The organism is Nitrosomonas sp. Nm84 (assembly GCF_003201565.1).
Lineage (GTDB): Bacteria > Pseudomonadota > Gammaproteobacteria > Burkholderiales > Nitrosomonadaceae > Nitrosomonas.
The window spans coordinates 150,246-172,208 of record NZ_QJJP01000001.1 but is presented as its reverse complement, the minus strand read 5'-3'; the positions used below and the strand labels follow the sequence as shown (position 1 = coordinate 172,208).

Here is a 21,963-nt window from a genome sequence, read left to right as displayed (position 1 = left end):
GTTATACTCATTCAGTAATTTCTAGTCCAGTCTCCAGAACGTCCAGAATTTTATCAAAAAGACAAGCAGTTCTACAATTTTATCTCTATTAACCTCTTTATGCTTAAAATTTATAACTCAATCGCTCGCGAAAAACAAGATTTCGTGCCATTAACGCCTGGGAAGGTGAAAATATATGTGTGTGGTATGACTGTCTATGACTATTGTCACTTGGGACACGCAAGGGTTTTAGTTGTATTTGATACGGTCGTGCGCTGGTTTAAGGCAAATAATTTTGCTGTGAGCTATGTACGGAATGTGACTGATATCGACGATAAAATTATTAAGCGCGCACAAGAAAATCATGAATCCATTGAGGATCTGACGAATCGTTTTATTCAGGCGATGAACGAAGATGCTTCAGCATTGGGTATTGTGTCGCCCACCTACGAGCCACGTGCAACAGATTATGTGGAACAGATGATCAGCATGATCAACACCTTGATCAGTAAAAAACTTGCCTACCCTGCCAGTAATGGAGATGTTTATTATTCAGTGCATGATTTTCCAGGCTACGGAAAACTTTCAGGCAAATCGCTGGATGATCTCCGTGCAGGTGAGCGGGTTGAAATCGATTCCAACAAAAAGGATCCATTGGATTTTGTTCTGTGGAAAGCGGCAAAGCCTGGCGAACCGTCTTGGGAATCGCCTTGGGGAAAAGGGCGTCCGGGCTGGCACATTGAGTGTTCGGCAATGAGCGAACAGCTATTGGGTGTACATTTTGATATTCATGGAGGCGGTCAGGATCTGCAATTTCCGCATCATGAGAATGAAATTGCACAAAGCGAAGGGGCTCATGATCATCCATTTGTTAATTATTGGATGCACAATGGGTTTGTGCGTGTTGACAATGAAAAGATGTCGAAATCGTTAGGTAATTTTTTTACTGTTCGAGAAATACTCAAACATTATCAAGCCGAAGTTGTGCGCTTCTTTATTCTGCGCGCGCATTATCGCAGCCCATTAAATTATTCGGATCAGCATCTCAAGGATACAAAACTTGCACTGGATCGTTTGTATATCGCACTCAAAGAAGCTGGCCCGACTGAGGAGAAAGCGGCAATCAACTGGAATAATGCGGCTGCGCGGAAATTCCAAGACGCCATGAACGATGATTTTAATACGCCTGAAGCAATTGCCGTATTGTTTGAGCTTGCCAGTGATATTAATAAAACGGACTCACAGGAGAGTGCGGGGTTACTGAAAACACTAGGTGGTTTATTGGGCTTATTACAGCAAAATCCGCAAGATTATTTACAGAATAAAGCGGCTGTCAATATGCCGGACTCTTTAGCTCAAGACACCATTGAAAAATTGATTCAGCAACGTATCACTGCACGTAAAGAAGGGCGGTACTCCGATGCTGATGCGATTCGTAAGAGTCTCTTAGAACAAGGGATCATTCTCGAAGACAGCTCACAAGGAACTACGTGGCGGCGTCAATAACATTCCAAACACTATATTTTCCACAAATATAGCGTTGAGTTTGAAAAATCGTTGAGCTGAATGCTTTTGTGTGGTGTGAGTCCTGGAATCATGAACGTATTACTGATCAGTAAGCTGCCCGGGCGCATTTCTTTACTGGCTTTGCGCCATAGTGATTCCATCGGAACCGGTGACAGGTAGGCGTATACCACATCATAGTTTGAGAAATCGTGATTCCAGAAATCACCCCAGAATATTTTGCAGGGTAAAGTGCGAAACACATTTCTTAATCGGCTGATTAAAAACGGTAAGGGCGCTGATTCGATACCGTAAAATTTACCATTCTTATGTACATCTGCCAGATTATTTAATAAGCCGCCGCAACCGCTCCCCAAATCAATAAAAGAAAACTCACCTTGCCTGGGCAACAATGATTCAAGCGCAATGTTCACATTTTTGCTTGAAAGATACAGTGGCACCTGAGTTTTGTAGGTTTTTCCATAAACTGATAATAAGCAAATAAAAAACAACAAAAACCAAAGTGGGGAAATATTGAATGCCAGCGTTGTGATGATGAGCGGCATAAACACAAGGTGAATAGGTGTCCACCAATAGGGCATGCGTACATAGTAACTGATGAATCCCGCCAATAAACCCTGCACCATACTCCACTCGAATATGCTCATTGCGATGAAGGATTGAGAGATTATGACAAGCACTACCAATAGTATGGAAACTATCTGAATAAGTAGAGCAGTCATTGAAGAATTTTGATGTTTTAACATAGAATATTGGGAATCATATCGTTAAATGACGAATGCTTTTATGGGGTTTGCAATAATGCTTTGTCAGGCTCGTCTTGTACATCGATATCGACGGTAGGATTATCCATAGTGACCGCTTTTTCAGCTTTTTCATTCATTACTACGATGCTGATCCGACGATTGATCGGATTTAGCGGGTCATTTTTGTCAAATAATACCGCAGAAGATAAGCCAACTACTTGGAGCACTTTATTGGTATCCATACCGCCTGCAACGAGTTCTCGCCGTGATGCATTGGCTCGATCTGCTGATAATTCCCAATTGCTGAAACCTTTATCACCCGATGGAAACGGTTTGCCATCAGTATGTCCGGAAAGACTGATTTTGTTATTGACATCGTTGAGCATTTTTCCAATTTCTCGCAGAATGGTTTTGGTATAGGATTGTAGTTCAGCTTTACCAAGCGCAAACATGGGGCGATTCTGCTCATCGACAATTTGAATTCTTAATCCATCTGTTGTGATATCCAATAAAAGCTGATTTTCAAATTTCTTTAAGGCTGGATTCGCTTCGATGGCTTGCTCTATCTTTTTCTTTAGCCCTTCCAATTTAATCAGTTCAGCGCGTTCTCGTAGAATTTTCTTGGTTTCGCTATCAATTTTTTGTTCATTGATATCGCCTTTCCGCACTTGGCCTTCTTTGCGAGTTAAATCTGTACCGCCACCTTTAAGGACACTGCTACTGTCGCCGCTACCCGATCCGCCTGACATGGCAACTTTCAAAGGTGTTTTAAAGTAATCCGAAATACCTTGCAATTGCGCTTTGGTTGACGATCCCAATAACCACATGAGCAAAAAGAAAGCCATCATAGCGGTGACAAAATCGGCATAGGCAATTTTCCAAGCGCCACCATGATGGCCACCCGCTACTTTTTTAATCCGCTTGATGACTATCGGTCGTTGCGCAAGATCATCAGCCATAGGTATTCTCTCAATTTAAATTAGATATTATTTAACGATTACTTTGCCTTGCTTTGCTTGACATGTTCTTCCAATTCCATGAAAGAAGGTCTCTCGGTGGTAAATAAGACTTTCCGGCCAAACTCAACAGCCAGAACAGGAGAATAACCATTTAAATTTGCCAACAGAGTGATTTTGATACATTCATATAACTTACTGGATTCGTGTAGGTTATGTTCAAGCTTACCGGCTAAAGGACTGACAAAGCCGTAAGCAAGTAAAATTCCTAAGAATGTACCCACCAGTGCCGCAGCAATCAAAATACCCAGTTCTGCAGGAGGGAGATGAACCGATTCCATGGTATGCACGACCCCCATCACAGCCGCAACAATACCAAAAGCAGGTAAACCGTCACCAAGCTTGGATATGGTATGGATAGGTACTTCGCCTTCTTGATGGTGGGTTTCTAATTCGCTATCCATTAAGTTTTCTATTTCTAGAGAATTAAGGTTCCCACCAACCATTAGCCTTAAGTAATCAGTGATAAATTCTGTGATATGGTGATCAGCTAAGATATCAGGATATTTTGTGAAAATAGGACTGTTGCTGGGGTCGTCCACGTCTGATTCAATGGACATCAATCCTTCTTTACGAATTTTTCCGAGCACCTCATAGAGCAGTGTCATTAAATCCATATACAATGCTTTGGTATACTTGGAGCCTTTAAAAACAGTAGGTAAAGCCTTCATGGTTGCCTTAAGTGCTTTATTTGAGTTACCAACTACAAACGCACCAACAGCAGCACCACCAATCATAAGAAGTTCGACTGGTTGCCATAGCGAAGCGAGATGGCCGCCCGCTAAAGCGAAACCACCGAATACCGAGACAATAATGATAATGTAACCAACAATTACGAGCATTGTGCTGACTCCCAGGAATGTAATGATTTAACCATTGATGGTAGATTCTGGTTTGAGAAGGTAACATATCGTTACAAAATTCATTCTTAGAGATAAAACGAGTTTTCCCCGTATTTTCTAGTCTTTTATTATTATTACTGTTTATCACATATAATCATGCTAATAGAGTTGCATCCAAATGACTTGATGCAGAGGACATTAGATAAAAAAGGCTTTGTTAGTGAATTGGATACCCTAATCGATATCTGTGATGCGTAGGCAGCGCTAGTCTTGAGTCGTTGTTTCCAGCAACTACGCGTAGCAGGTAGTATTTGGCGAATTAGATAAGCGATAATTAAACAAAAACAGCGAGATGGTTGGAGTCCTTCGTTATTGGTGCGTCGGTGATAGTAGCTGGTTCATTTTGATTATGACCGCTAAATGAATGGAGATTAATTAAGACTAAGACGAAGGATATATCTTAGGAAGTATAGCCTTCGTCTAATGTATGTTTAAGCTACTGTTGCTAGTCGATACAGGAGGCAATGCTGGTTGGACAGACTGAATTTAGGCCACCCGAAGGAGTCTTTTTTTGTGCTGCTTGATTTAGCATTAGTAATACATCATCATAGTAACCTGGAGAGCGTGTCCATAAGATGTAATTGGCCTTCAGTTTATCTCTCCCAAAATTAAGCAACTCGGTTATGGTTGGCTGATAGCCAGTGTCATCGTGTTTGGTGTTCTCATAATTTGCCTTTTCTACTTGAGCTAACAGAGGAATAACGTTGGTAAGCTGAGGAAAGTAGGTATAGAGTCCTCTGGGTGAATATTTCGACCCTGGAAAGAGCAATCCTGGTTCTTGTGGAAAAATGTCTGTAGCACCCAATGTTGCCCCCATTGTTTTTAATCCATTAATAAGTGAATCTAGAATTCCACGTGGATAGTTTGTAAGCTGGAACGTCATTGTATTGGGAAAATTATTACGCATGCGCTGATTGATGTTGAGCAGATTACTGTAATATGCGTCTATTTGAGCGCTGGTTAGTGGTTCTAGCAGTTGTCCCATGGTAGTTTCTTGTAGACCGAAACCTTCAAAGTTAGGGTGGGAATTTAAATGCTTGCCCAGTGCACGAACCAATGCACCTAAGCGATCACGCACTGCAGTATTCCACAGCTTGAGATTGTATCCTTTGGTATAAGCAAATACTCCGCCTTCATAAATTGCAGCTTTCAGGTAATCTGGTATGAGGATTTCGTTAGGATCGTATGATTTTATTTCCAGCAAAATTATAAGGCGTTTGTCTCGCGCCGCAAGCTCAGTAAGGTGTTTATCGATAGATGCAAAATTATACACACCTTTTGCTGACTCCAACTCTGACCATTCGTAACGTATTGCTATTCCGCGTAGTGCAGAATATGTATCGAGTTCATTGTATATTTGGTCCATATATCTGGCGCTATCTTTGCCTGAACCTACGAGCATAACGTAGTGACCAGGATGCCATTTGATGGGATTTGGAGTGACCGCTCCGTTAGCATACGTTCCCCAAGTGATCAATATCATGCTTAGGATAAATAATAATGTAGTCAATGTGCTGTGTGTTTCTCTAGCTAAGTGAGTAGAGGTAGTGTTGGCTCGAGTTTTAACGATATTTTCAGTGTACATATGAAAGATTCCTTTTAAAGGTGGGAAGCTGTCTGAGAATAGAGTGGCTTGTTACAGAAAACTTGTCAGATCATGTTTCTCGATTATTTTTCAAATGGAATCATGTGAATTTCCACAAATATTCAAAAATATGACTGGATATCGTTTTCCCTCACTGCGATAGCTATTCTCGGACAGCCTCTTGGGATTTACACTTTGAACTTCTTACTGGAAGCAATTAATGATCATCTTCTATAGATGGAATGTATCTTTATAATTTAATGTAAGATTTTTTCTTGCATTGTTTGCTTCGAGAATTTTTGAACGACAAAGTAACACCGAAACTTTAGTGTTTAAAAGAGAGGTTTAAATAGACTAATTCTCAGAATCAAATGAATCGTTGTGTGGCAACTAGTTGTTAATTAATTGTTTTCTATGATGTGGTTTTGTTCGTATATGTCAAGGCAAACTAGTTAACAGGATATGTTATAACTATGTGCTAGTTGAAGATCGCTCGGTGAGCCAGATTTTTATGTGTAGGATATTCGGATAGAGGATATAGACTTTCTAGTAAGGAATCTGAGAAAGTATTAAAATATTCTCCTGACATTACTGTGGTGGAGATATAAGTAGAAATGGATAGGAGTATATCTAAAGCTCATGTTTTTATTGATAGCCGAGAGAATTAATTGGAAAGTTAATTATTTGAACTCGATCACACTGATCAATGGAGATTGAAAGTAATTATCAAGGATATAGATAAACAAATGATGACAGAATGATTATTTTAGAGCGATGCATGCTTCCTATTTTGCTATTGGCTTTATTGGTTACTCAAGTTTCTGGGTGCTCTGTTTTTATGGCCGCAAAACAACCGGTTAAGAAAGATATCAGCTTATTTAGTATAGGTGTGCCAAGGACTGTACTAATTGCCGAATACGGCGCACCCATTATCAGTGAATATAAAGATAATAAAAAAATTGAAATCTTTAAGTTTGTTCAAGGATATAGCACGGGAGCCAAAGTAAGCAGAGCCTTTTTCCATGGCGCTGCAAGCGTTGTTACGTTGGGATTATGGGAACTCGTGGGTATACCGACTGAAATAACATTCAGTGGTGATGAAATGGCTTATTTAGTTAAGTATGATGAGAACGATTTAGTTGATGAAGTAATTGCTATAAAAACAGAGTAGATATTACGAGTTAATAGCCCCGTGTTACAAAACACGGGGCTATTTTATCCTGACCGTAGCTATTAGTTACCATGCGGATTGTGAATCACAAGCGATTTTTTAGCCAATTTGTATGATTCTTGCGATGGAAGGTACTCCTGAAGCATCCCATACAAAAACCATATAGAAACCTGGAGGCGCTATATTGGCCGTTGCCGGTGTTCGCACGGTCACAATGTTGCCTGCGAGTGGGACGGGTAGATCAAAAAAACGCGTCTCGTGATCAAATGTATGCGTGGCTGCACCTACACGTATAAGCGTGACTTTGGAAATGCTGGCGGTTGCTTCGATTGAAAATTCTTGATCCCAAGTGATCATTGTTGTCGGGGCATCAATAATTTCCGGACGAGGTGCAAATTCGCCACTGCCATCTGTTTTAAACAGATAAGGCGGGTAGAAAATTTCACCGTTTAGTTGTTTGAGTGGACCTGGTGCACCACCTCCTCCAGTGATTACAGTTCCATCCGGAAGCAAGAGTGAAGCGGAATGATATAATCTCGCTGTAGCTGCGCTTGCTGTGGTTGTCCAATTCCCAGTATTTGGATCCCAAAGCTCAGATTCTAATGCCATGCCTACTAGATCATTGCCAGTTGATGAACCGCCATTGACCCAGACCCGGCCATCGGCAAGTACAGTAGCACTGCCATACTGACGATCTTTTGCTAGAAGACCGGCTGGGGCTACAATAGGTTCACCGGTACCATTGATATCAACGGTTACGGCTACACGATCTCTGCGGACAGCGAGAATTCGACCAGGAGCGAACATCACACTGGGTATGTTATTGCGTCCCACTGCAGTTTTTGTTTTGTATCTAGTGAGTGTACCAGTACCTGAAATATCGAGCTTATACATTGGCCCATTGTGTCCAAGAATAAATATCGTACCTTGTGGATTCACCCAGGCTCGCGGATAAAACCACGAGGCGCCGCCGAGTCCTCCGTAAGCAGAATCACTGTTTGCTGTGCTGAGTGATCGCCAATTGCCAGCCACCGATCGTACCTCCGGTATGGGCGAATAGGTTTCCACGGTAGCTGGAATAGTTGATGTTCCTGCAAAATTTCTATCGTTACGACCACCCAGTATGACATGTTCGCCATTTGGCATAGTTACTGCCGTCGCGTACCAGCGCTTATAAGCCATATTTTGAGTTTGGCGTATGAGTGTATCCGTAGTCGGATCAAAGATATTAACATCACTATTTGCATAATTACGTTTTGTGTTCACCAAAGCATCTCCGCCGACGATCAGCGCATGGCCGGTTGCAGGGATCAGTGCTTGACCGGCGCAAAAAATATCTGTGTTGGTGGTATTGGGTAAAGTTTCAAACGCATTGGTGCCGGTACCCAAAGAAGGATCCCAAATCGCATAATGCAATTTGGCATTCTGTATACCAGCTGGAGTTGTCCCATAAGCAAATACTCGTCCATCGGGCATAAGCATCATGGCAAGCGGTATGATTGGCCAATTGTGCAGGGGGCCAAATTGTCCTTTCAAGTGCACTTCTGGTCCTGTTGCCAGTGCAGGCGTGATAGCTTCGTAAGTAAATGAGAAGAGGGCAAAAGTAGCTGTTATCAGATACTTTAGGTGCCAAACTCCTCGCGCAGGAAGAAAATGTTTAAACATTATATATAGCTCCTGATACTGAATATAAGAAGTGGAAAAGCATCGATTCTTTTATCATCATGAGGAATAATAAAAGATCTATATTAAACAAACAACAGCGTGCTCATAAACGAGCAGAAAAAACGCTGCGTTATCGCTTATTTATCAAACTTTACTATAGGTGATAGATAAAGATTTGTCATGGGTCAAATCTACTTATTTTATAAGCAAAACATCCTGTGTTTTGGCTAAAAAACTGAATATCTAATTAAATTGGTTTATAAAATGTTCTGTATGAAGATGAGTAAACTACATACGGTGGCGTTGTCGATTAATATGATTTTGTAGGAATCAAGGTAGAGTGATAGATGATAACCATATCGATGTCTTTTTTGAATGTTTTATAACATGTTTGTATCAATCATCAATAAATGTATGGTCAAAAAAAGCAAATACCCCAATAGCAACGCCGCTAACAAACTGAGTATGCACCAAATAAGAAAATTTCTTCAACTCAGTGGGTGTGTAACGTAAGGTCAACAACAGACCGAAGATTCCTTGCCAAACGATCAGTACCAGCAAGGCTGGAAAGAAAAGGATGTGATTATATCGAGAGAATCCCATCATGGTGATATGTAATAGAATGATGGCGACTGTTGGCGATGCCGATGTAAATATGCGTGCGATTCATCCAAGTAAACAAGCGATTAAGATGGGATGGGTTAACCGGGGATGTATAATCCGGCAACAAACGCTGAGCCAATTTTCCCTGGCCCAATGCCAATTTTACAGTGAAAGATTTATGTTAGCGTGTTTGATAACCCATGACCTTAATGATTTCCCACTTGAAATCATGAATGTGAACATCTTCATTGGCTAAGGGCATCGATAAAGCGCCTTTCGATACCGGCGGCAGATCCAGATCAATATGATGTATTTTGGGGTCGTGCGACATGGTGGCATGCGCGTCCATGTGGTGATGGCCGTGGATGGGTTCCATGCTGACAACCAACTGTGTTACATGGTAATTTTCATTGCCGTTGTAGATCGTACCACTAAAAATTCCCCAGCCGAATCCGGCATTAATTTTCAATTTCTGAACGGCTGCTGCGGGCAACTCAATCAAGCGGGATTGTTGTGCATCAGATTGTTGGCAACATGGTGCAACGGTCGGAGATTCGCCAGCCATCGCCGCATGTGAAACGACCAACATTACCAGCGATGACTGCACGAGCATATGCTTAATTGATTGAGATAGATTAGCCATTGAATATCCTTAATGCAGTAAAATTTAAACAAAGATTGATCAGGATTATAAATCAAGGGGCGGATTTTATTGGAACAGATGATGTAGCATCAAGGTAGGACTACGATTCTTATCGTGCCGAATGAAATTGTGGTTTGCAGAAATGAGCGATAGATTGTCCAATGCATGAAACTTCGATTCAATGCATTTTACTTATTAGCAAATCACAATATATTTTGCTGACCGAGTATAAATTGCAAAGTCTGGTATTGTTTGTCTTGCCGAAGGCGCGTTCCAATAACAGACTTTAGATAAAAAAATCAATTTGTAGTGGGTAGCTTTACCAAGGAACGTGGGATTAGGTTATGGCTCTTTAATTCAAATGATCCGGTATATGTACCATTAATAACGTATTCATAGGTTCCTGCAACTAAACCATAGACTTGCAATGGATGGAATATAAGGGAATCACCGGCAGTACATGGCGTTTCTTCCTCTGGAAAGCGCTGCGTATCGAAAGCTACGGTTACTTCGAATTTCTCGTCATTTTGCCTGTCGCTGATGATGGGATAGCCACCGCATGCAGTGTGAAATTGACCTCTTATTTGAAGATAAACCTGAACGGGTAAGGATTCTGTGATAATCAAATCAACTTGTTTAATGCGGTCGTTAGCGATTGAAAGTGTATCAACTCTTTCCAATCGCCATGCATCGATGGATCGAACTGCAGCATTGCCCTTTGGTACAGACCCGGCTGGTTATGAGTATCGATGCGTGGTATATGCAGGGTGTCTGAATAATAAAAGGGGTATGTCTCTCCTGAATAATAAACAGAACCTTCCGACGTCGAATAAACAGTAGCTTCCGCGAGTATTTGCGTGGGTAAAATCAGAAATAGGCTTATGATTAAAGTAATCAGAAACGAAATTTTGTTTTTTTGCTGACGGATCATTTGGATAATCTATCTATCTTAAGTTTAATAAAGAACTAAATTGTTAACATTTAATTGAAACGCTATAAAATATACTCAATTGTTTTTGAAAGTATACTTGCTTTCCTGCAGCACTGTAAGAAATTGTTACCTTGCTATCGAGATGTATTGATCTTCTGATAAATCCAATCATTCAGCGAAACACGCGCAGCAGCAATAATTTCCGATGCAGTCATGCCCAATGGGCCGTGATTATGTTGCAGCAGGCTATCGGCGGCGGCACCATGCAGGTAAACCGCCAGCAACAGCGCATGATCCGGATTCAAGCCTTGTGCGATCAACGAACCGATCATTCCCGCCAGCACATCGCCTGTGCCCGCAGTACTGAGTCCGGGATTGCCGCTGGTATTTATGTAACGTTCTCCATCGGGAAAGCAGCAGATGCTGCCGGCACCTTTCAGTACTACGTAGCAATTGAGTTGTTGTGAAATTTTACATGCGGCATCCATACGGCTGTTTTGTATGGCATCGGTATCCGTTTTTAAAAGACGGGCCGCTTCAGCGGGATGCGGAGTCAAAACACTCGGAGTTTTACGTTGGCTGAGTTTCTTGGCCAGGTGCGGATGCATGGCGATCAGATTTAATGCATCGGCATCCAGCACTAAGGTCCATTCGGTACTGAGTGCGCAATCCAGCCAGGACAGCGCTTCCGGTTCGTCACCTAAACCGGGACCGACCACCAGACAGTCTAACGATTTCAGTTTGAAAAGCTCCGGAGGCGAGCGCAACATTAATTCAGGTTGTAAAAAGTCAACGGGTGGGGCAAGGCGAGTCAGCAAGCCGAGGTAGACGCGTCCAGCGCCCAGATGTAATGCTGAGCGGCCGGCAAGCAACGTCGCGCCGACCATACCGGTAGCGCCGCCCAGAATGGCGAGATTGCCGAACGTGCCTTTGTGGCTATTGGCACAGCGGGGAGGGGGCAGCAGCGATTGTGCCAGTTTTTTATCAAGCAGCCAGATGTGTGGCACGGGTGGTGAGGCGAGCGGGATATCCAGATCACACAGCACAACCGTGCCGCAGCACTCAGGCCCGAAGTTGGTGAACAGACCGGGTTTTAATCCGATGAATGTCACGGTAATGGTGGCGTGTATTGCGGCACCGTAAATGCAGCCGTCATCGCTGCCCAGGCCGGATGGAATATCCAACGATGCGATGGGAACATTCATCTGATTGATGCGATCCACCCATTCCCGGTATTTGCCTTCGATCGGGCGGTGCTTGGATTGATCCAGACCGATACCGAATAAACCATCAATTACGACATCCCAGTGTTGATCGCCGGGGATGTCGGCGGAAATTTCGCCGCCGCTGGCGAGCCAGGCTTGCATCGCTTGCTTGGCGTCGAACGGTTCGCGGTCGCGGTCGCCGGTAAAAGCCACAGTAACCGCATGGCCCCATTCCTGTAGATAGCGTGCCACAACAAAAGCATCGCCGCCGTTATTGCCTGGGCCGGCGAGTACCAGCACAGAATGATTCGTGTGTTTAAGCAATTGGTTGCGAATGACTTGCGCAGCAGCCAGACCGGCCTTCTCCATCAAATGGGGAGGATCGGGCAGCATTGCGGCCTGATGTTCAATGTCACGTATTTCAGCAGTCAAAAAAACAGCATCGGCATTTATCATATTTGTTAGCATCGTCGGATGAGCAGCGATAAGTATATCTTCTCGTGTAAAATTGTAATCTTTAAATAACCGTTTGATATTCCCTGATGCTCCAATTCTGTGGTGGACGTGCGCTATCTTCGTTTCGTCTGGAAAAATTACTCAAAGAAATTAACACGCTGGATCTGCAAGTATCCTCGGTAGCTACCGAATATTGGCATTTTTGTTCGATGACACGGAATTTGCAGATTGAGGAATTCAACGCGCTGAGGAGGTTACTCAATGATGACTCGGCTCAGGAAAGCAATCAGCATCCTGGTGAATTCTTCTTGGTGTTGCCGCGTCCGGGCACAATTTCCCCCTGGTCCAGTAAAGCGACGGATATTGCGCATCACTGCGGGTTAACTGCAGTGATGCGCATTGAGCGTGGTATCGCATATTACATTCAATGTCATACACAGCTCTCAATTGAAGATAAAGCGCGTCTCGTGTCTTTGCTGCATGACCGCATGACGGAAGCCGTGTTTGCTTCGTTTGACGATGCAACCAAATTATTTCAGCATTTTGCACCGAAACCGCTCAACGCGATTGATGTGCGGCATGGCGGTATCGAAGCGCTGCGGCAGGCGAATCAAGCCATGGGACTGGCATTATCAGCGGATGAAATCGAATATTTGTTGCAACATTTTCAACGAGTGCAACGCGATCCGACGGATGTTGAATTGATGATGTTCGCCCAGGCCAATTCCGAACATTGCCGCCATAAAATATTTAATGCGGATTGGATTGTGGATGGAAAATCGCAGGATAAATCGCTGTTTGCGATGATACGCAACACCCATCAAACGCATCCGCAAGGCACGTTAGTGGCTTATGCGGATAACGCCAGCGTCATCGAAGGCGCAGAAATTGCACGTTTCTACCCCGGCGATCGGCAGGTTTATGGCTATGCCCAGGAACAAACGCATATCTTGATGAAAGTCGAAACGCATAATCATCCGACCGCCATTTCGCCTTTCCCCGGTGCGGCCACCGGTGTTGGCGGGGAAATCCGCGATGAAGGTGCAACCGGTCGTGGTGCCAAGCCAAAGGCCGGATTATCCGGTTTTTCGGTGTCCAATCTGAATATCCCCGGCTACACGCAACCGTGGGAATACGATCGTTTCCCTTCTGCCGATGACTCATCAACTTACGGCAAGCCGGCGCGCATTGCTTCGGCGTTGCAGATCATGCTGGAAGGGCCGATTGGCGGGGCAGCGTTTAATAATGAATTCGGACGGCCTAACCTGGCGGGTTATTTCCGTACTTTCGAGGAGCGTGTCGCCGGAGAAATGCGCGGCTATCACAAACCGATCATGTTAGCGGGCGGCGTCGGGCAGATTTCCGATCGGCACGTGCGCAAGGAAAAATTTCCACCGGGTGCATTGCTGATTCAACTGGGTGGACCGGGTATGCTGATCGGCTTGGGCGGCGGCGCGGCTTCCAGTATGGATACCGGCAGCAATACCGAAGCACTGGATTTCGATTCGGTGCAGCGCGGTAATCCGGAAATGGAGCGGCGCGCGCAGGAAGTGATCGACCGCTGCTGGCAGTTGCAAAGAACCGGCGCTGATAATCCGATTTTATTCATTCATGATGTCGGCGCGGGCGGTTTATCCAATGCGTTTCCGGAATTGGTGCATGATTCCGGCAGAGGCGGGCGGTTCAATTTGCGCGATATTCCGTCCGAGGAAACCAGTATGTCGCCAATGCAAATCTGGAGTAACGAAGCGCAGGAGCGCTATGTTCTGGCGATCAAGCCGGAATCACTGGCGGTATTTCAAAGCATTTGTGAGCGCGAACGCTGTCCGTTTTCCGTCGTGGGTGAAGCCACTGCCGATGAACAATTGATCGTGACTGATCAGCAATCGGCAACGCCGCCGGTGGACATGCCGTTGCCGGTATTGCTTGGTAAGCCGCCGAAAATGACGCGCGATGTGATGCACAATAACAGCATATTACCCGCCATTGATTTGTCCGGTGTGAATCTGACCGAAGCCGCCTACCGGGTGTTACGTTTGCCTGCGGTGGCTGACAAAACCTTTTTAATTGCCATTGGTGATCGCAGCGTCGGCGGATTATCGGCGCGTGATCAGATGGTCGGTCCGTGGCAGATTCCGGTTGCCGACGTCGCTGTGACTAGCATGGGTTACCAAACCTATCTGGGTGAAGCATTTGCCATTGGGGAACGTACGCCGTTGGCGCTGATCGATCCTGTGGCGGCAGCAAGAATGGCAGTGGGAGAAGCCATCACCAATATCGCAGCGGCACCGATTGCGGAGATCAGCAAAATCAAACTATCCGCTAACTGGATGGCGGCAGCCGGCCATCCGGGCGAAGATGCCGGGTTATATGACGCGGTGCATAGCGTCGGCATGGAACTATGCCCGCAACTGGGCATCAGCATACCGGTGGGGAAAGACTCGATGTCGATGAAGACGGTCTGGGAAGAAACAGACAAAAACACCCATGAAAGAGTCCGCAAGGAAGTGACAGCGCCGTTGTCGCTGATCATTTCCGCATTTGCCAATGTCACCGATGTGCGCAAAACCTTGACGCCGCAATTGCGCACCGATTGCGGCGATACCGAATTGATCTTGATCGATCTAGGGCAGGGACGAAATCGGCTGGGTGGCTCGGCGTTGGCGCAAGTGTATAAGCAAGTGGGTAATGTGGCACCCGACATCGACGGCAAGACAGGCGCAGACAGGCTCAAGGCATTGTTTGCTGCGAGCCAACAGTTGAATCAGGAAGATAAGCTGTTGGCGTATCATGACCGCTCCGATGGCGGCCTGTTCGTGGCATTGTGCGAAATGGCCTTTGCCGGATACACCGGATTAACGGTGAATCTTGATCAATTGTGTTTTGATGCGCATAGCAGCGATATCGACGGTTCTGAATTGCAGCCGGAACAACTGGGTGGCAGGTTTATGGAGCGTTTGTTTGCGGTGCTATTCAATGAGGAATTGGGTGCTGTACTGCAAATTAACACCGCGCAACGCCATGACGTCATGCAGGTGTTGACCGCAGTCGGCTTGCGCGATGTCAGCTTTGTGATCGGACGGTTGAATGCCACTGATGAAATCCGCTTTATGCGCAATAACAAGCCGGTGTTGGCGGAAAAGCGCGTGGATTTGCAGCGCGCCTGGTCGGAAACTACCTATCAGATGCAAAAACTGCGTGACAATCCGGTGTGTGCGCAACAGGAATACGATCGTATTCTCGATGTCGCAGATCCCGGTCTTCAGGTTGCACTGCGTTTTGATGCGAATGAGGATATCGCCGCACCGTATATTCAAACCGGCGTGCGTCCTCGCATGGCGATTCTGCGCGAGCAAGGCGTCAATGGCCATGTGGAAATGGCGGCAGCGTTCGACCGGGCAGGCTTTACTGCATTCGATGTGCACATGAGCGATATCATTGCAGGTCGTGTGTTATTAAAGGATTTCAAAGGATTTGTCGCATGCGGCGGTTTTTCCTATGGCGATGTGCTCGGTGCGGGTGAAGGTTGGGCCAAATCGATTTTATTCAATGCGCGTGCACGTGATGAATTCGAGGCTTTTTTCCAGCGCGGCGACACGTTCGCATTGGGTGTTTGCAATGGTTGTCAGATGATGAGCAATCTGCATGAAATCATTCCCGGCGCTGAATCGTGGCCGCGTTTTAAGCGCAATGTGTCGGAACAGTTTGAGGCGCGTTTTGCCATGGTGGAAATACAGCCAGGCCCATCATTATTTTTTGACGGCATGGCAGGTAGCCGGATGCCGATCACGGTAGCCCACGGTGAGGGCAAGGTTGAATTTTCTGCCGGTCAACCTGACAATGTGGCTGCATTGGTGACGGTACGTTTTGTGGACAATCATGGGCAAGTCACTGAACAGTATCCCTATAACCCCAATGGATCGCACCAAGGAATAACCGGGCTAACCACATTGGATGGGCGTTTTAATGTGCTAATGCCGCATCCGGAGCGGGTGTTTCGGGTTACGCAGCATTCCTGGTATCCCGAGCATTTGAAGTCCGATGCAAAGGAAGATGGACCCTGGATGCGCTTGTTCAGAAATGCCCGCAAATGGGTTGGATAGCCCGAATCAATTGATCCGTTAACAGGATAACAAAAATGACAAATTTTAGTGTAACTCGACGCAACAGAATGCTGAGTATGATCGTATTGCTACTGAGTTTATGTTGGAGTAACGCCTGGGCCACCGCCGTTAAACCGGCGAAAAAACCCACACTCAATCAGTGTGTGGCATTAGGGGATTGGGTTGTGCCGGGCTCCGGTCGGACGACGCAACAGGACGTGATTGCACGCGCAGCAAAAGCATCGGTAGTATTGCTGGGTGAAACGCACATCAATGCAGATCATCACCGCTGGCAATTGCAGACACTCATTGCCCTGTATGCGATGCGTCCCAATATGGTCATCGGTTTTGAAATGTTTCCACGTCGCGTACAAGCAGCGTTGGATCAATGGGTGGCCGGCAAGCTGAGTGAAAAAGAGTTTCTGCGGGTTGCCGAGTGGGATCGGGTATGGAATACCGACGCCAATCTGTATCTGCCATTATTTCATTTCGCGCGCATGAATCGTATTCCGATGCGGGCATTGAATATTGAAACAAACCTGCGCCGCCAGGTAGCGGAAAAGGGTTTCTATGGCATTCCGGTGGAAGAGCGCGAAGGCTTGACGCACCCTGCAGAACCCAGCCAAGCGTATGTGGATTATTTACTGCCGATTTATAAACAGCACGATCGCAAAGATAAGAAAACAGGCGAAATCTCCCAGGACGATGCTGATTTCAGACGTTTCATCGGCGGTCAACAACTATGGGATCGTGCCATGGCGCAAATATTGCAACAAGCCGTGGCGGAATCCACCGGCGCGGAAAAACCGCTGGTCGTGGGTGTTATGGGCACGGGCCATGTGCTGCACGGTTTTGGTGTCGCGCACCAATTGCATGACCTGGGCGTCAGGAATGTTGCCGCATTATTGCCGTGGGACAGCGATAAATCCTGCAAAAACCTCGTGACAGGCGTGGCGGATGCGGTATTCGGCGTGTTGCCGCATGTTTCCGAATCTTTCCGGCCACAATTCCAACGCCTGGGAATTCGCTACGAAATGGGCCGAGGCGGCGCCGTGGTGCTGCAGGTGGAAAAAAACAGCATTGCTGAAGCCGCCAAGTTGCAGGATTCCGATGTGATTATTGAAATGGCAGGGCTACCGCTTAAAGAGACCGAAGATGTGATCAATATCGTTAAACGTCAGGCGCCGGGAACCTGGTTACCGCTAACCATCAAAAGAGACGAGCAGGAATTACAGATCATTGCCAAATTTCCGGCATTGAAACACTAACCCTTACTGCACGAAACTATGACGGAACGTACATTCATCAAATTCTGCTGGGTTTTTTTATTGAGCTGCGCTATTGCACAATTTGCGCTCGCTGCGCCAGCTCATGAGCCTACTAAGGTTAACGAAATTGATTATGACATCACGGTGCGAATCGATCCGGCTAATCGTACCTTCGAAGGAAAAAGCATCATCACCATCAAACGGCCCAAGGAGTTACGCTTGTTGTTGGGCGCCTCCTTTGAAGTCACCCACGCACTTTTTAACGATGCGCCACTGGGCATTGGCCGTGAACGGAGCAATCAACCGCATTCCTGGCACATACCATTTAGTTTCAGCCAGGAGTATCAATTTGTGATTCATTGGCAGGGAAAATTGGCGCCGCTGGATGATTCGCTCGATCATCAACAGACGCTGGGCAGACCCATCGCTGTCAGCGGTGCAGCCGGCACGTTTCTGCCCGATGCGTCCGGCTGGTATCCGCGCGTTGCAGGCGAACTGGCGCGCTATAAAGTCAAGCTGGAATTGCCTGCGGGGCAACGTGGTCTGGTCGCAGGTCGATTGACTGAGGAAAGTGATTCGGAACAAGGCTATCAAGCAGCGTTTGAATTTTCTCACCCGGCAGAAGGCATCGATTTGATGGCCGGGCCGTATGTGGTTGAAACGCAGACACATCAGAGCATCAACCAGCGTCCAGTCCAGTTGCGCACTTATTTTCATCCGCAAATCAGCGGCTTGTCAACGGATTACTTGGATGCCGTGAAGCGTTATCTGAAAATGTATGAAGCGTGGATCGGCGAATATCCGTACAGCGAATTCAGCGTGGTTTCCAGCCCGACTCCCACCGGCTTCGGCATGCCCACACTGACTTATCTTGGCATCAATGTGTTGCAATTGCCGTTTATCCGCGATACCTCGCTCGGCCATGAAGTGCTGCACAATTGGTGGGGCAACGGGGTGTATCCGGATTACAGGAGCGGAAATTGGTCGGAAGGCCTGACGACTTTCATGGCCGATTACACGTATAAAGAACAGGAAAGCAGCGAAGCCGCGCGGGAAATGCGCCTGGGCTGGCTGCGTGATTTCGCCGCACTGCAACCGGGACAAGACGCACCGCTGACGGCATTTACTTCGCGTACCCATGGCGCATCGAAGATTGTCGGCTATAACAAAGCTGCGATGTTTTTCTTCATGCTGCGGGATCAATTGGGCGATGAGGTTTTTCAGCGCGCGCTGCAGGGATTATGGGCGGTACAGCGTTTTAAGATCACCTCCTGGCAACAATTGCAAAAGATGTTTGAAATCATTTCAGGGCACAATCTGCAGCCGTTTTTCACGCAATGGCTGGATCGCAGCGGCGCACCCACGATTGCGATCAGCGAAGTGAACAGTATTCCGGCTGATTCCGGTCATGGATTGACGATTACATTGAAACAATCCGATCCGATCTATCAATTACAGGTTCCGATTGCCATCCAAAGCGAGCAGGGCACGCAAACTCATGTACTCGATTTGCAGCAGGAGCAACAGACTTTCACGCTGACGCTGTCGGAAAAGCCCTTGTCCGTTTCACTCGATCCGGAGTTGCGCTTATTCCGCCAATTGGCGCCCGGCGAAGCACCGCCTATCCTGCGCGAAGTGATGGTTAATCCATCGACACAGACTGTTCTTTTATCTGATAAAACCGACGTGCGGAAAATCGCCGAAACACTTGCCGGTAAATTGCAAGACCAGAATCCACACATCATTGCATCCAACGCGCCATTATCCGCAGCACCGACGCTCATCATCGGCCTGCAATCCGAAGTCGATGCCTGGCTTGCCGCCAAACAATTGCCAGTCAGACCGGATGAAATCAACAAAAAGGGCACTGCACAAGCGTGGACATTAGCACGTAACGATGGCGCATCACTCGCGATCATTTCCGCAAAAGATGCCGCATCACTTGAAGCCCTGATCCGTCCGTTACCACATTACGGGCGGCAGAGTTATATTGCGTTTGATGGTCGGCAGGCGGTTGAGAAAGGGATTTGGCCGATGCGGGTGCAGCAGGTGATAGTTGAATGATGGCGTCAGGAGAGTTGAGTTCTTATGCCTGAATAATGGATGAAATTGCAGATAGATCGCGATTCGGTATCTAATCCCATGACCCCACTGAATATGTGTCAGAGAATCGAATCACCAAAGTTTAGACGTTGTTAATCTTTTGCTCGGTATAGTTTGACTTTAATAACTTGGCCCAACATTTGGAAATGTTTGTCGAGCGAAAATATTGTACAGTGGTTTTCCTTTGCATTTTGAGCAATGATGAGATCGGGAATGCCAATCCCATTGGATCCGGATTTTAAGTACTTGAATTGCGTATCCATAATATCGTCCCAATCAATTTGCAGCGGGAGTCGATTTATTTCGCTCAGCAATTTAACTACTTTTGCTTGCCGCTTCAGCTTTAAGAAGGGGATTAATTCGGCCAAAATAAAATCGTTGGTAACGATAACGTTTTCGTCGATGAGATCATCCAGTTCGGCTGATTTATTACCGGTTCGAAAATAATCGATCCAGGCAGACGTATCGACCAATACCGCCATTACTGGCGCACTCGAATTTCATCAAGGTTAATATCCAATTCGATTTTTCCTTTGAATTTCTTAAGATCCGAAATTTTTGATTTCCGGATTAACTCCTCTAGTGCCAACACGATAACAGCGGTTTTGGTTTCGGTGTGGGTTACTCGCATTGCTTTATTGAGTAAATTTTCGGGTAAATCCAGAGTGGTTCTCATGATATCTCCTTATGTAATGCATACAAGTGCAGGTAATTATGCATAAAGGATCAAGGTTGGTGTTTGAATTAAACGGCCTGCACGAGATACTGTATGATTACTCTCTTTGTAAATTCCGAATAGGTTTTTTGCCGTTTTTGACACCGTTTTTGTTGCATTTCTGTTGCAACAGAGCCCTCACATCAGTATTCCGTTTTTTGCTCCAACACTGGGAGGCAGTTTTTTTTCTCCCAGCATTTCAAGAAGATCAATTTCAATAGTACGGCATAGGGAAAGCATGGGGATGTCAAAACCCATTCCTTGGAATGGATTCTCCGAATAGTCCCCGACTAGCTCCATCATCACATAAACCCATCCGACCACTGTCGTGATGGAAATGGCGATAAAAATACCCCAATCGTCAATCTGTAGTAAGGAGGGAATCATGCTAAATGGGAAAAGGAAAATGAACAGGCCTATAAAGTAACGATTTATGTTCGCATACTGCCTGGGCAGCGGAAATTTCTTGATGCGCTCGCTTTTTCCTTGATGTTCGTAACAATGAGAAAGCACTTTCATTAATTCCATCTGACCAAAATCGTTAATTAGACCTTGCTCTCGCAATCTTGATAGATCTCTGGATTGCTCATTAATAATTTGCGTGGCTGTGTTGGCATTTGCTATCAGTCTGTCATGTTCATCGGCGGGAAGAAATTTTCCCAACTCAATGCGCGCGACTTCTTCTTCAATCAGACCTAGACCGTATTTTTTCTGGTAATACTTGGCTCGGCTTCCTGTATGTCCTTTTTGTCCAGCAAGCTCCCAGGGAGTGACAATTAAAAGTTGGCTTCTGAGCGTGTAAAGCCAAGCAATGTGTCTGTAAATGAGTCTTTTCTTTATTTGATGGATAGTTTCGTCGGATTGCTTATTTTGGGTAAATTGGTTGGAGATATAACCATCTACATACATTCCCCAAGTTCTACTGCTATTAACTATTGCTCCCCAAATTTTGCGAGCTTCCCACATTCGAGCGTAAGCATTACTGTTTTTAAAACCGATAAAAATAGCGACCGCAGTACCAATAATTGAAACAGGAAGCCATGGTAGCTGAAATGTTACTATCTTGAAGTAATACATCAAGGCGATTGCGGAAGACAGCATCAGGAGCCAAACCAGATGTAGCCAGCTCCAGTCGAATAGGTTAGGTAAAGAGATATTTCTTCTAACAAACATCTAACTGCTCCGTTATGTTTTTAATAATCGTTCTTCTTTTATGTGAGTGTCTGAGTCGTCTCGGTTTTTCAGTGCGGCAGATACGCTCTCTTTTTGCAAATGATTTTTGAGAGATCATGCTGTTTCCAACCGAAAAACATGCAACCGTCAAGTTCGCAAGCAGCGGATTCGCCCC

The 21,963-nt window shown here is 45.8% G+C and carries 16 protein-coding genes; 5 read left to right on the top strand and 11 right to left on the bottom strand.

From position 1 onward, the window contains the following. The first annotated feature begins 99 nt into the window (after positions 1-99). The gene (gene cysS, locus C8R34_RS00845) at positions 100-1,485 is read left to right on the top strand and encodes a cysteine--tRNA ligase (RefSeq protein ID WP_110336903.1); all 1,386 of its coding nucleotides are present in this window, start codon (positions 100-102) and stop codon (positions 1,483-1,485) included. A gap of 11 nt (positions 1,486-1,496) precedes the next feature. Here the strand turns inward: cysS and C8R34_RS00840 are convergent, their stop codons facing one another. The 4 genes from C8R34_RS00840 to C8R34_RS00825 all read right to left on the bottom strand — a co-directional run bounded on the left by C8R34_RS00840 (position 1,497) and on the right by C8R34_RS00825 (position 5,752). Beyond that, entirely contained in the window at positions 1,497-2,150 is a 654-nt protein-coding gene (locus C8R34_RS00840; RefSeq protein WP_258364291.1) for a class I SAM-dependent methyltransferase, read from the bottom strand. Positions 2,151-2,287: 137 nt separating this feature from the next. Continuing rightward, positions 2,288-3,208, bottom strand: coding sequence for a flagellar motor protein MotB (gene motB, locus C8R34_RS00835; RefSeq protein WP_110336899.1), 921 nt, complete (start codon positions 3,206-3,208; stop codon positions 2,288-2,290). 38 nt (positions 3,209-3,246) lie between these two features. Next, positions 3,247-4,107: a flagellar motor stator protein MotA gene (gene motA / locus C8R34_RS00830; protein WP_110336897.1), complete on the bottom strand. Its 861-nt coding sequence runs from the start codon at positions 4,105-4,107 to the stop codon at positions 3,247-3,249. 505 nt (positions 4,108-4,612) lie between these two features. Beyond that, positions 4,613-5,752, bottom strand: coding sequence for a glycoside hydrolase (locus C8R34_RS00825; protein ID WP_110336895.1), 1,140 nt, complete (start codon positions 5,750-5,752; stop codon positions 4,613-4,615). A gap of 757 nt (positions 5,753-6,509) precedes the next feature. Here C8R34_RS00825 and C8R34_RS00820 point away from each other — a divergent pair. Beyond that, positions 6,510-6,923, top strand: a complete 414-nt coding sequence (locus tag C8R34_RS00820; protein ID WP_110336893.1) for a hypothetical protein — start codon at positions 6,510-6,512, stop codon at positions 6,921-6,923. Positions 6,924-7,022: 99 nt separating this feature from the next. On the opposite strand, the gene C8R34_RS00815 is transcribed toward C8R34_RS00820, so the two are convergent. The 4 genes from C8R34_RS00815 to C8R34_RS00790 form a co-directional block, all read right to left on the bottom strand. Then, on the bottom strand, positions 7,023-8,588 hold the full coding sequence (locus C8R34_RS00815) for a glyoxal oxidase (RefSeq protein WP_110336891.1): 1,566 nt from the start codon (positions 8,586-8,588) through the stop codon (positions 7,023-7,025). Positions 8,589-9,372: 784 nt separating this feature from the next. Next, the gene (locus C8R34_RS00805) at positions 9,373-9,834 is read right to left on the bottom strand and encodes a hypothetical protein (protein ID WP_110336889.1); all 462 of its coding nucleotides are present in this window, start codon (positions 9,832-9,834) and stop codon (positions 9,373-9,375) included. Between the two features lie 299 nt (positions 9,835-10,133). Beyond that, positions 10,134-10,514 (bottom strand): hypothetical protein, encoded by a 381-nt coding sequence (locus C8R34_RS00800; RefSeq protein WP_132467041.1) that lies wholly within the window; start codon positions 10,512-10,514, stop codon positions 10,134-10,136. A gap of 385 nt (positions 10,515-10,899) precedes the next feature. Then, on the bottom strand, positions 10,900-12,426 hold the full coding sequence (locus C8R34_RS00790) for an NAD(P)H-hydrate dehydratase (RefSeq protein ID WP_110336883.1): 1,527 nt from the start codon (positions 12,424-12,426) through the stop codon (positions 10,900-10,902). A gap of 86 nt (positions 12,427-12,512) precedes the next feature. Here C8R34_RS00790 and purL point away from each other — a divergent pair, with 86 nt between their 5' ends. From purL to C8R34_RS00775, 3 genes are read left to right on the top strand one after another with little or no spacing between them, the layout of a single operon-like run. Next, complete coding sequence (purL, locus tag C8R34_RS00785; protein ID WP_110336881.1) at positions 12,513-16,529, top strand: phosphoribosylformylglycinamidine synthase; 4,017 nt, start codon at positions 12,513-12,515, stop codon at positions 16,527-16,529. 35 nt (positions 16,530-16,564) lie between these two features. Beyond that, positions 16,565-17,797, top strand: coding sequence for a ChaN family lipoprotein (locus C8R34_RS00780; RefSeq protein ID WP_110336879.1), 1,233 nt, complete (start codon positions 16,565-16,567; stop codon positions 17,795-17,797). Positions 17,798-17,815: 18 nt separating this feature from the next. Next, on the top strand, positions 17,816-19,861 hold the full coding sequence (locus C8R34_RS00775; protein ID WP_110336877.1) for a M1 family metallopeptidase: 2,046 nt from the start codon (positions 17,816-17,818) through the stop codon (positions 19,859-19,861). Between the two features lie 131 nt (positions 19,862-19,992). Here C8R34_RS00775 and C8R34_RS00770 read toward each other — a convergent pair whose 3' ends face one another. The 3 genes from C8R34_RS00770 to C8R34_RS00760 form a co-directional block, all read right to left on the bottom strand. Then, positions 19,993-20,382 carry a PIN domain-containing protein gene (locus C8R34_RS00770; RefSeq protein WP_110336875.1) on the bottom strand — a complete coding sequence of 130 codons (390 nt, stop codon included), beginning with the start codon at positions 20,380-20,382 and terminating at the stop codon, positions 19,993-19,995. Further along, positions 20,382-20,576 carry a type II toxin-antitoxin system VapB family antitoxin gene (locus C8R34_RS00765; protein ID WP_110336873.1) on the bottom strand — a complete coding sequence of 65 codons (195 nt, stop codon included), beginning with the start codon at positions 20,574-20,576 and terminating at the stop codon, positions 20,382-20,384. The genes C8R34_RS00770 and C8R34_RS00765 overlap by 1 nt, the downstream gene beginning before the upstream one ends. 177 nt (positions 20,577-20,753) lie before the next feature. Next, positions 20,754-21,788, bottom strand: coding sequence for a bestrophin family protein (locus C8R34_RS00760; RefSeq protein WP_110336871.1), 1,035 nt, complete (start codon positions 21,786-21,788; stop codon positions 20,754-20,756). Between the last annotated feature and the right edge of the window lie 175 nt (positions 21,789-21,963).